This window comes from Halomonas sp. AOP22-C1-8 (assembly GCF_052378905.1).
In the GTDB taxonomy this organism is placed as follows: Bacteria; Pseudomonadota; Gammaproteobacteria; order Pseudomonadales; family Halomonadaceae; genus Vreelandella; species Vreelandella citrativorans.
Map to the genome: position 1 here is coordinate 1 of NZ_JBQSYD010000071.1, position 584 is coordinate 584.

A 584-nucleotide genomic window follows, 5' to 3' on the forward strand; every position below is an offset into this window, starting at 1 on the left:
GCGTGACGAAACAGATTTCCGCCATACGCAAGAGATGATCAATGTATTGAAGGAGTGGGAAGATGATGGTAAGTGCGATCTCTATTTCTTTGATGAGGCCGGTTTCTCGCAATCATCGTCACTACCTTATGCATGGAGCCCGATAGCCAAGCCTTGGGAAGTCACTGCCTACCCACATAGCAAACGGCTGAATGTACTGGGTTTTCTCACCAGAAAAGGTGAGTTTTTTCACCACATGACCACCGACTCTGTGACCACTGAGACCGTTATAGAAGCCTTTGATCAGTTTGCGGCACATAAAGACCCTGACTCCTTCACCGTCGTGATACTGGATAATGCCAGAATGCACCGTTCCAGGGCATTTCAGCGCAAACTTCTTGATTGGATGGCACATCGCATTCACTTGGTCTATTTGTCGCCGTATTCGCCGGAGCTGAACCTGATCGAAATCCTTTGGCGCGAAATCAAATACCGGTGGCTACCGTTAACAGCCTACAGTTCGTTCGATAAGCTTTGTGACGCGGTCAAAAACGTATGCAATGGTTACGGCACTGATTACTCAATAACTTTTGCGTAACCACTTA

General features: G+C 47.4%; 1 protein-coding gene. It reads left to right on the forward strand.

The features are described from left to right. Nucleotides 1–577, forward strand: a 577-nt coding sequence (locus ACT3TY_RS17900; RefSeq protein WP_444622845.1) for an IS630 family transposase, incomplete at its 5' end; no start/stop codon positions are given. Between the last annotated feature and the right edge of the window lie 7 nt (nucleotides 578–584).